Origin of the sequence: Pandoraea sp. SD6-2, from assembly GCF_000389825.1 — a bacterium.
Lineage (GTDB): Bacteria > Pseudomonadota > Gammaproteobacteria > Burkholderiales > Burkholderiaceae > Pandoraea > Pandoraea communis.
This window is the reverse complement of sequence record NZ_KB944459.1, coordinates 103,840-114,636: the sequence shown is the minus strand read 5'-3', so window position 1 is coordinate 114,636 and position 10,797 is coordinate 103,840. Positions and strand designations below refer to the sequence as shown.

The following is a 10,797-nucleotide window of genomic DNA, read 5'->3' as shown; positions in this document are numbered from 1 at the left end:
GCTCCGGCCGAGGATCTTTTACGCTTTGGTAGTACTGCGTGCTGCGAGGTTGCTTCACCAAACGACAGGCCCGCCTCATCGTCAATCCATAGTGGCTTATCACGTAATCCACCACGTCTTTCCTCAGCGCGGGCCGGGCCACTTTTTTGAAGCAACATCCTGCAGAATGGCCTTGTCCAGGCTTAGCTCGGCCACTAGCTTCTTGAGCCGTGCGTTCTCGTCTTGCAACTGTTTGAGCTCACGTACCTGGTCTGACTGCATACCCGCGTATTGCTTTTTCCAGCGATAAAACGTCTGCTCCGAAATACCGACGTGACGGATGAGATCGGCCACCGGCATGCCCAACTCGGCCTGCTTCAGTACCGCCACAATCTGCTCGACTGAAAAGCGCTTGCGTTTCATAGCAAACCCCTCCTTTTTCCAAGGGTTAAGTTTGCCGAAAAACTAACGTCCCAGGTGGTCCAGATTTCTCATTGCAGATCAGTTGCGGGTCAAGGTGCCCCAGGTAAAAACACCAGTTGTCGGTCGAATTCGGCTGGTGCTGACCTCCCCCCGGATACCCGAGCACCTTGAATTAGAAATTTCCGGCTTCAAGGTGGGCGATTCGGAACTCGCCAGGAGTCAGATCGCCTAGCGAACTATGCGGTCTGAAGTCGTTGTAATCCTGTCGCCAGTCCTCGATCTTCTCACGAGCGTCGTCCAATGACAGGAACCAATGCACGTTCAGGCATTCATCCCGGAAACTGCCATTAAACGACTCGATGAACGGATTGTCCGTGGGTTTGCCGAACGCTTACGCTGCTCACTCCACCAAATCCACCCCACGGTTACGTCAGGGCGACAATGGTAAGGCAGGAGCTCGTCGAGACGTTTCCTCGGAATAGCGTGCGGTCCGCACGTGCCCACTAAAAAATCAGGTAGGCACGATCCTCGCGGTCATGATGCGACCGGACAAGATGACTTCACCGGGGGCTTACCCCCTGGGTGTCAATGGATGTCGTCGGACGCCATCGGAAACAAAAAACCCCGCGAGCCTTACGCTACGCGGGGTTTCCGGACTTCTTCGGACCTGCTTGGAAGTTCTGTTGGTGGAGCGGAGGAGGTTCGAACTCCCGACATTCGCATTATGAGTTATCGACCCGGGGTAACGACTTAGCTAGTCCGTCAGAGCGCTTGTGCTCGAAAAGAGACGGAATGCGCGCTAAACGCCCTCGGTAAATTTCCCTATCGGTAACGCTCGGCAGTAGGCCAGTCGCATTAACTTCGTCGCTCAGTCGCAAAACTGTGGCGCCAGTCGCACATACTCTGGCGCCCTACGGGCACCGTAGGGCGCCAGGGACGATGCGACTACGAGTTCAATAAAAACAATGAGTTATTGCCCTAAGCGCCAATAGGTGGCCGGCAGCAGACCCAAACTTTTTGCGACTGGCCTACCGAACCGCCGCAGTAGTCGCGCATCCGGTCCCCAACCGCCATCGAGATTCGCAACGCCCACTTCAGGTCTCGCCCCCGTAACGCCTTTTAACGTAGGCGTCAATCCTGCTCCAGTTCCACAGATCCGCCGCGGTCGTCCCTGTCGCGCAGGCTCTCAACCACACGGATTACGGCGACACGGCACCGCCGGAGTGAGGCAGATCGTCAACAACTGGCAGGGGTGGCGCAAACGGCGCGCTCCCATCTCTTTCGCTGATACCGGCCGTCATGTCGATCGTGATCCCCGTATCGTCAAAAGCGACGTCGATCGGAGCAGATGAAGTGTTGGACGCATAGTTGAGCGGAGCAAGATCGATCATTAGTTTGCGCCGAACTTCCTCGATGCCTACCTCGTCGAATTCGCGTACCAACAGGTTTTCCAGCAACTCCTGTTGGCGAGGCTGCCCAAACGCCAACCGATACAACGAGAGGATCTTCAACATCTCGGTAAGACGCGCGTCTTCCCGACTCATGGGCATGAACGGCACTAGACGTTCGATGCGAGCCTTACCTGTGGGCATGTGCCAGAACGGCACGAGGTCGCTCGAGCGTGCATCGCCTACGAGGCTACGTGCAGACTTCGCCTGTTCGAACCATGATGCCCATGTGTCCCCGCCATCGGTTAGCGCCCAGGTATCGCCCACGTACTCGGCCACGCGGCGACGTACCAGCAGCGACTTATAGCGATTAACGCGGCCTTCACGCTGCTCCAGATCAATGGGGTTCGAGGGTAAGCTCCAGTGCACGACGCGCGAGCAATACCAGTGGAAGTCCAGGCCCTCCTGTCCAATCGACGTCGAATTAAGCATGAACGGCCAGAAAGGCGAATTGAACGCATCGCGTACATTGCTGATCCGGTCGATGGCATCCTGATCCGAAGTGTGCTGGTTGCTTATCGCAACGGCAAAATGGCAACGCAATCGAAGGGCATTACCATTGCTGCGCTGAACTTGTGCCATCACGCTCCCCGCCCGCAGCCGAGACGCGTCTTTGATTCGCTCCATAGCGTCGTCAATGACGAGGCCCCCAGATTGCAGCATGTGAAGGTACTCGTCAAACATCGCCTGCAAATTGCCTGCGACGCAGTAATCTAGCGCGGCCTTCCAGTATGGGGCATGTGTCTCACGTCCCGTCACCTTCAGAATGCGCTTGCCTTCGGGGTTGTTGAAAAGCTGAATGAAATCGATGGCGCCTTGGCTTGCGCGGCGGGCCAAGGTGCGATCGTCATTGCCCCACACGCGCTCCAGGCTAGACAGCAAACTGGTACCCGGACCAGCAATGGCGAGTTTGGCGAGAAACTCAGGCAGTTCGTCGGGCATCGGGCCGAGATCGAGATCGACGTTGTTCAACTGCTCTCGAAGTTCGACGCACCCGCACTCGTCCAACCACCTGCGACAGGTGTCGTGAGGCGACAGCACGTCGCCGCTCCCACTGTCAGTGGATTGGTCAGTCAGATCGAGAAGCATCGGCGCCAACGCGTACCAGAGATCCTTCTGCGTTCGCCCAGACCTGCTGAAACGTTGGAGCCGCTTAAGATCGCTGGTAAGCCGCTGCTTCGTTGCAGCCACGAGATCGGCAGAGCTGGCTTCCGCTCCCAGGTTGCGCAACGAAATCAGTTTGCGCAGCGTCGTCGACGGATAGACGAGTGCCCACGGCGCGAGCCGTTTGGAATCGTCGAAACGGATTATCGCGGCATCCCGGGCGTCGCCGAAATACGTTACCTGACTGTCTTTCGCCGCCCGTACGAGACGCCGTTCCACCTCGTACGAAATCAGCCCGCTGAGCGCACGCGGCGCCAGCAGGAGGCCCGAAAACAACAGTGTCTTCGAGAACTGTGGATTAAGAGAAAACGGTCCCTCCAGCGCATAGTAGGGTCGGCTCGGCGGAACCCAGAGCAACATTTCGGCACCGTTGCCGAGCACCGTCCGGATCAGTTCGCGCACCTTGGCGTTCGGCGCCTTCTCGGCCACCATCAGCTTGTATTGTTTCAGTGCGTCCGCCGGAATCCATGCCGTCGTCGCCTTGCTAAGGGCCGCCTTGACGTTGGGTATATCCCGCAGGGCATCGATATGGGCGCGCATTTTGTAGTCACCGAGAAACGACAACGGCCAGGGCGCAGCCTTGTAGAACTCCATGATAGGTATGTGGCTGATCGTAGGTTGTGCGACGCGTAGCGCCTGGCCTACCTTGTCAAACGCGATAAATGCATCGATTTCTGCACGGTTGAAAGTCTGCGTGCACGCCAGATGATTGGCATCCGTGACGTTCTCAACGCCACGGCCGATCGACGCACGCTCTGTTCGACAGATATAGCGGCGCAGCACCGCTTCGACGTTGTCTTTTGGCTGCGCACTCAGATCGGCAGGCTGGAGCGATTCATCGCGCAGGCGCAGAATTTCCTTGAGCAAAGTCTCGCGTGCCCGTTCATAAGCGTCGAGGCGAGACTCGTCACCATTGACGATAAAGCGCAGCAGAAAGCGTAGTTGCTCGGCATGCGCGTTCTCTTCGTCATCGATATGCGTCAATGCTTTGAACGGCGTGGCCGAAAGCAGCAACACCTTGCTGGCTCCTGGCCTCGCATTCTCGAAAACCTTGTGCGCAATGATGCCTTCCTCACTTTCGCTTTCGCGCCCGAGTAATTCCTTAAAGCGCTGAAATTCGTCGAGGATGAACAGATCGGCTTCCAGATTGCCTGCGCAAGCGCGAATGAAACGGCTACGCAACTCAGTGCGGACCCGGTTGAAGGCCGACACGCAGGTGTCTTGGCCGCGTGCGTAGAGGGCCGCACTGTCACGTAACAAATCGATCCAGTTAGCGCATCCGACTCGCTGTTGATGCAAAGCGTCTTGCACCACCTGCGGCAACGTCACAGGTTGCTCAAGCGACGCATGAAACGCCTCCAGAACGCCCGGTACGATGCCACCGCGGCCGGGCCAGCTGTCAGTCCCTGGCCACCATCCTTTGACCCTTTTGCGGAAAAATGCCTCCAGCGAGACCAGATCCGTACGAGCGAGCAGTGGGTGTTCCGCGAGGGCGCGGAAAAGAATGTAGCGCTCATGTGCATTACCTTCGCCCCGCCGCTTTCCGCCAAATGAGGTTGCCGGTGTCAGCGTGCAGATCTCGATCAGCTTGCCGCTTTGCGCCTGGTCACGCCTCACACCGAGTTCCGCAAGTCGCCAGAAGGTAGGCGCCTGCACGAAGGCATCCGCGGTCGTCCCTGAGAAAATCGCCAACTTGCGCCGGTTTTCTTCCGCCAATGTTTGATTGGAACAGATATAGGTCACGCGTAGCGGCCTGACCGGCGTATCGCCGTGCGTCTCCAGATACCGCAGCAACATTTGCGCGATCACGCCGCGCGCCACGACCGTCTTTCCGAGTCCTACTTCGTCAGCCACGAGCACCCGGGGCTGATGCTCTTCTTCGAAACGTTGCACCACCGCTTCCACGGTCGCCTTCTGAAAATCCGTCAGGCGGTCGAACGACCCGATGATCAACTCCTGTTTGCTGCTCATCGGCGATCCTTAGCGACGTGCTCGAAATGCTTCCAAAGGGCCGAAAAATCCTTTGGCACAACAACGTTCAGCTTGTCGAGACGCCTTACGAGTTGCTCAACCCTCTGTAAATGTCCGGGATTACGCGCCGCTGCCAGCATGAGCTGCTCGAACATCGCTTGGTTGCCGTCAAAGCCAAACAGATCAGAAACCTCGCCGCCATGTCTGCCCCTCTCCAGCAACCTGCGTTTGTCAGGTGTGGGGTCAAGCAGCATACGCACGTAGCTGAGAAATTTTTCCTGCGTGTCAATGAGTTCCCGGATCACCGCGTCGGTGCGATTAACGCCGGACGGCAAGACCAGGTCTGCCTGGACCACAAGCGTCTGCCTCACCTTGCCGGCATAATCACTGATCTGCACCGGCAAGAGCGCGCTTAGATCTGTGAGCCGCAGACCGCTCCATTCGATCGCGCCTTGCAGCGCCCGCCATCCTCCCTGCCCGCTTAGCAGGCCGATTTTCACATCGAACTGGCCGACGTCATCCGACACGTCTGTGCTGTCGACGAAGCTCGTCGACAGCACAATACGGTAACGATCGTCATCTCCCGCGTTCGCAACCAGCTTCCACTTCGCCCCGATCAACCGATGCACGAGAATACGCAATTGCTGACGGTCCGCTTCTTGTTCGCCGGTATCGATCGGCTCGAACTCGTGCAGCAACGCGAAATAGTTTCCCGCCTCGCCGGTCCATTGCCCCAGCAACGTTTCGATTCCAACCCTACTGTGCGCGCCGCTCAGGCGTAACATGAACTCAGTGTTCCGTGGCACGTCATCGAGCGACTCACCAAGTGCGGCGAGCGTCGCGTTCGCCGATCCGAGGTGCCAATGCGCGGTCTGCCCGCTGCGGCTCACAATAAGCTTGGCGTGAAGATCCTGAGCACGCGCGTTGTCCTCCTCCTGCCGTTCCTCTCCGTTAACAATCCGCTCGTTCAGCGCATAGCAGCTCCAGCCTGAGAGTGCCTGCGCCCCAAGCGCGTTCAGGGTCTCGCTACGGCTGAACAGATACCGGGGGCCTGTCACGCTCTCACCCAGCCAATCAAGCGCCTTCTTATCCGAAGCATCGAGAAACGGCGATACGACCAGAAGTTCGTCGACGGCACCACCAAAGTTGAGCGGGCTTTTAAAACGCTCGTCGGCCTTCTTTATATGCGCACCACCGCCCGGCAGCATACGAGGATCACGAAATGGCTGCGGCGCATTCCACTGCACGCGCGGCAAATCACGAATCATCGACTTAATGGGCTGGAAATCGGGCGCGTGCGACTCTAACGAGGTGATAAAGTCGGCGAGCGCATCGTATTCGCGCGCCGGGCCGTCCGAGAGCTCGCCATCGAGGGTCGCGGTGATATCCCAACTGCGGTCGAAAGTCAGATTGCGACTCATCACGAGCAGGCGATATTTGCGTGCAGGGTCCAGCGTCTTCGCACCGCGCCGATCGCGCCTGACATAACGCAACAGCCACAGCTTGGGGTGAAACGACGAGAACGCCGCGCTGCGCCCCCGCTCCCCCTCAGCAGGAACAATTGGCACGAGCATCGGCTCCAGCAGACCGAACAGCCGGTTGAATTGCAACGGCACGTGAATGTTGCCACGCTGATAGAAGACCTTTAGTCGATCGCTCAGTCTCGAGATGGCATCGAGTAGCGGCAACTTCTCTCCCGCCAGATCGCCGTCCAAGGTGTTACCGAGCACTAGCGACACCGGCAGTACAAGCAATGCGTTGAGATCCAGCGAATACGTAGTGGTAATTGCCGCATCAAGTTCGAAGACTTCACCGCCGGAATCAACGGGCGCGGGCGGACACAGCAACTGACCGTAATCGCAACGGTGCGTAGCAGGGTTCAACATGCGAGTCCTTCTCTGATATCGATGAGAATCTGCCGCGCCTGCGGCCAGCGGTATTGCAGCATCTTGATGCCGACCCAGTCGGTATCGTGCCGCAGCGAGCGTCGCAGCAGCGAGCGGTTCCCTTTATTGTCGATTGCCTGCTGGCGCACCAGCATGTCGAGCTTGTTGGTCGGCGCACCAGCACTCATGGCTTCGTGCCAGGCGCTGATGAACCGGCGAGTATTGAATGCTGGCCGGATGCCTTGCGCGACACAGGGCGCAAACCATTCATCGATGGCGTTCGAGTGAAAGAGCGCGTCGTCGTTCGCTGCGCCGAGCCATTCCTCAAACTGTTCGCTCAGTTCTTGCGCCCGCTGCGTCTGCTGAAGATTGTGGGCGATCAGATAGTTAAACCGCAGATGCGCGCCAAGCATCGCTTTGCTGAAGCGCGCGGCATTGCGCGCCGTCGTTCGGCAAACCTCAGAAATCTGCGGTAGATTGCAGAGCGCCTCGCTCAGCATTTCAAATGAATCGATTGTCAGCAGCACCTCATCATCGAGCAGATCAGCGTTGATCAACTGCGCGGGAATGCTGTGCTTGAGATGCTCGGAAAAGCTGATCTTCTTGTGAAGCAGTTCGGCCTCGGCACGTGACAGATCAATGCGAACGTCCTCCCGCCACGTCGCGCTTAACCGCGGCACGGTTACGACGACTCGCCTACGCTTCACAATGTCGTCTTCATCGCTGTCGATCTCGGCGCTTTCCGCCAGCAGGTGACCGGTGGACCGTGATTTGGCTGCGCTGCGGCAGAATTCCGCGAGCGACAACTCGGTGTTGATCAGACCGAACTTGCGCAAGCCGGTCCAGTAGGTCGATGAAGGTCGGCGTGCTGCACCGCCCCTGCCAATACGTTCCCGGCCGATAATGCCGTTCGGATTGGGGGCGCCATGCTCGCGGGTATCCGACTCGTGGTTACGCACCAACAACTCAGCCAAACTGTCTTCCGCGTCCTTGAGATACGTCTCCAGTGTGCGGCCCGCACGCGCTCCGGGCGTAAGCGCCCAGTAGTCGGCGAAGAGTTGCGGAACCGTGACGAAATATTTCGCACGTGTCTGAATCGTCGAAAAACCAGGGAATAGACTATCGGAGAAGGCATCGCGCAATTGCGCGATGCCCAGTTCGTCCAACGTACCGGCCTCGCTCAACAACGCGAGCACCCCTGTCACGCGCTCCCGATCGGTCGAAGAAAAATCAATCCACCCAATACTGCTCAACTGGCCTCCTGCAAGCGCCTGCAAGGCGCCTTATTGAATTATTTCACGGTGTAGCGGATCACAACGACGGCCGACAGTGGCTGGCTCGTTTCATCAAACCGCGTCTGCCCGGCCCCGCCGATTCCGTTGGTTATCGCCGCAGCGATACCCGCGCTCTTCGTCGAAATGCATATGGAACATTATTGAGAAATCATCCCAGAAGCGCTGGTGGCTTTGAAACTCTGTTGGAGCAAACGTTTGACGGATGCGGCGTGCCGGCCGATTTCGGTTGCTGCGTCATGTGCTTTCTGAAGACAGCTCGTTTTGTGGTCAACCTCTCTTCCCTCGGCCGTGAGATAAAGGACGTTCTGGACATTTCCCCAGAACATGTTCATCTCTCCGTAGAGCTTTTCACAGACGGCAGACGCATCAGGAGTGTAGAAATCGACAATCATTTGTAGCTCATCGAATCGTTCGCACAACGCCATGTATTTGATGTTGAAATCATCTACTGACATCGACGCAGTCCATACGATATTGAACCCAGTCACCGAAAACTCTCGCTCGATGTGACTTAGAAGTCGATGAGCGATGGATAACTGTATGGCGGCAGTTTCTCTGGACTTAACCATAAGATCGCTTCTCGTTTTTTCTTGAGCAAGCGTCAACTGAAACTGGTTGCTAAAGTGCTGATTGCGCGTTTGGGTACGGGCAGTTATGGCAACGCAAATGCACGTTGATATCGCGCCCACCAAACCGGCGAACGCAGTCACATAAATGGGATCCATAGATCAAGGAATTGAATATGCCGAAGTCTGCCCTAATGTGAGCCCACCCGAAGCTTGATGTCGAAACACCATCACTCCAACGTCCATAGGCTCCATCCTTCTTTCGGGTCCACCTGCTCGATCGGAGCAACCAAACGACCGAGAGTCACCGTTCAGGCAGAAGCCTGTACAGACTGCTTTCGCCAGTTGTCTACGGCCACGGCGTGCGTTTTATGCTCGTCCCCGCCGCCCCAGCACTCCCAAAAATCAATGGTGCCGCTATTAGGTCGACGTGTCGGCTCGGTGATCCGAATTCGCGTTGGCAGCAGGCTGGCGTCGCCGACCACCAACGCCTCGCCTGTATCGAGGATCGGCAGCAGATCCCCGAACCCTCCCAGGCTGTCCGGTAGTAGGCGCCGAACAACGTTCTGATCGTCGCCATTAGTTAAACGCATTGCAACGAGGTTGTTGCACTGACTCAATACGGTGCGATTCACTTCCGAAGGACGTTGACTTATAACTACTAGACCGACCCCGTACTTTCGTCCTTCCTTCGCGATTCTTTCGAAGATCTCAACCGATATCTCTCCTGCACCGCCCGAGGACGCCCTCTCAGGAATGTATAGGTGGGCTTCGTCGCAGAAAAGGGCGATGGGGTGCCGTTGCGAAGTCTCTGTCCACTGTTGTACGGCGAACGCGAGGCGTGCAACTAGGCTTACCATAACCGGAAGGATGTCCGATGGCACTTCGGAGAAATCGATGATCTTGACACCGCCTTTGCCATCAGCTTGATCTTTGGTTCCTGCCGTCAATGCGACTACAAGTCTATCCGACCACTGCAGCTCCAAGGTTTCCGCGCCCCCTTGGAACAAGAACCCAAGGCGTCGATCGCTTGCCTTCGCAGACAAGCGTTGAATCAACCGGCTCAGCTTCCCATGGAACTCGCCCTGCTTCTCTCTAGATGATCCGGCGACCATCTCAGTATTGAGCTGTTCAAGCCGGGACAACACGAAACTTAGATCGAACGGAATAGGGCTATCAATGGTGAAGTTGGCCAAGATGGCGTCCTGATTTAGTGCTTGCAAATACGCTTGTTTGGCCTCGACAATGGTTCTGGAAATGACCATTGCTTGGTTTGGCGCGTTCTGGTCAGAACGATCGACGAACATTGCGGTCAATGCTTCGTAGCCGAGCAACCAGTAAGGAAGGAAGATCACCCCCTCAGAGAGAGTCGCTCCGCGCTCAAGATCGCGCGTGCCCGCGATTCGGAAATGTCGCACCCCGTCTCCGGCGATCGGCGTGTATTCACCGTGGACGTCAAAGACGATCGCATTTGCGTTCTGTAAGTCTGCTGTCTGCTCAAGGATACGCGCCGTGGTCCAAGATTTGCCGGATCCAGTGCTTCCGACGATGATTGCGTGCCGTTGGAAGAATTTGTTGCCATTGAGATACGCCTCAGCATTCTTGTCCAAGGTGTAATTCCCAATCGACAACTTCTGCGCGTCCCCAGAAATGTTGGCGATGACGCGCATGAATTCCGTCAATCGCGCGTCCTCCAAAGCGAAACAATTCGCGTCAATTTCGGGCACTGTCTCCAGTGTTCGTAGAAATACGTTCTCCCGATCCCCAATTCTGCTAGCTAAGGTCCCAATAAGCGAGATACGTACGATGTTCTGCTCCGTGGGACTCACTTCCCCCAGCTCATCGCGCTCATGCACGTCATCCAACGCTGTTCGTATGATCTTTTGAATTATTCCAACCAAGTGCTCTCCCGGGCGGCTGCTTTGCAGTACGGCAAGTCGATTTACCTGAAGCTTCCGCAAGCGTTCGACATCATCCACGGCGACGACCACGGTCGCTGTGTCTACCGCGCGCACTCGTCCAAACGCCTCTTGGTCCTCGTAATCCAGAATTCCCATTTCGCTTC

The 10,797-nt window shown here is 56.9% G+C and carries 5 protein-coding genes and 2 pseudogenes; all 7 read right to left on the bottom strand.

All coding sequences use genetic code 11. The annotated features are described in order from the left end of the window. Window positions 1–402: pseudogene (locus tag C266_RS25945) on the bottom strand (transposase); the annotation flags it as partial. Between the two features lie 172 nt (window positions 403–574). Next, window positions 575–787, bottom strand: a pseudogene (locus C266_RS27155) (transposase); the annotation flags it as partial. A gap of 814 nt (window positions 788–1,601) precedes the next feature. Next, window positions 1,602–4,985, bottom strand: a complete 3,384-nt coding sequence (locus C266_RS25940) for a DEAD/DEAH box helicase (protein WP_010806692.1) — start codon at window positions 4,983–4,985, stop codon at window positions 1,602–1,604. Next, window positions 4,982–6,871 carry a phospholipase D family protein gene (locus C266_RS25935; RefSeq protein WP_010806691.1) on the bottom strand — a complete coding sequence of 630 codons (1,890 nt, stop codon included), beginning with the start codon at window positions 6,869–6,871 and terminating at the stop codon, window positions 4,982–4,984. The genes C266_RS25940 and C266_RS25935 overlap by 4 nt, the downstream gene beginning before the upstream one ends. Beyond that, a complete protein-coding gene (locus tag C266_RS25930; RefSeq protein ID WP_036664621.1) occupies window positions 6,865–8,124 on the bottom strand; it encodes a DUF6361 family protein in 1,260 nt (419 codons plus the stop codon). The genes C266_RS25935 and C266_RS25930 overlap by 7 nt, the downstream gene beginning before the upstream one ends. A gap of 179 nt (window positions 8,125–8,303) precedes the next feature. Next, window positions 8,304–8,891 (bottom strand): hypothetical protein, encoded by a 588-nt coding sequence (locus C266_RS25925; RefSeq protein WP_036664618.1) that lies wholly within the window; start codon window positions 8,889–8,891, stop codon window positions 8,304–8,306. Window positions 8,892–9,043: 152 nt separating this feature from the next. Further along, complete coding sequence (locus C266_RS25920; protein ID WP_010806688.1) at window positions 9,044–10,789, bottom strand: ATP-binding protein; 1,746 nt, start codon at window positions 10,787–10,789, stop codon at window positions 9,044–9,046. Window positions 10,790–10,797: the final 8 nt, after the last annotated feature.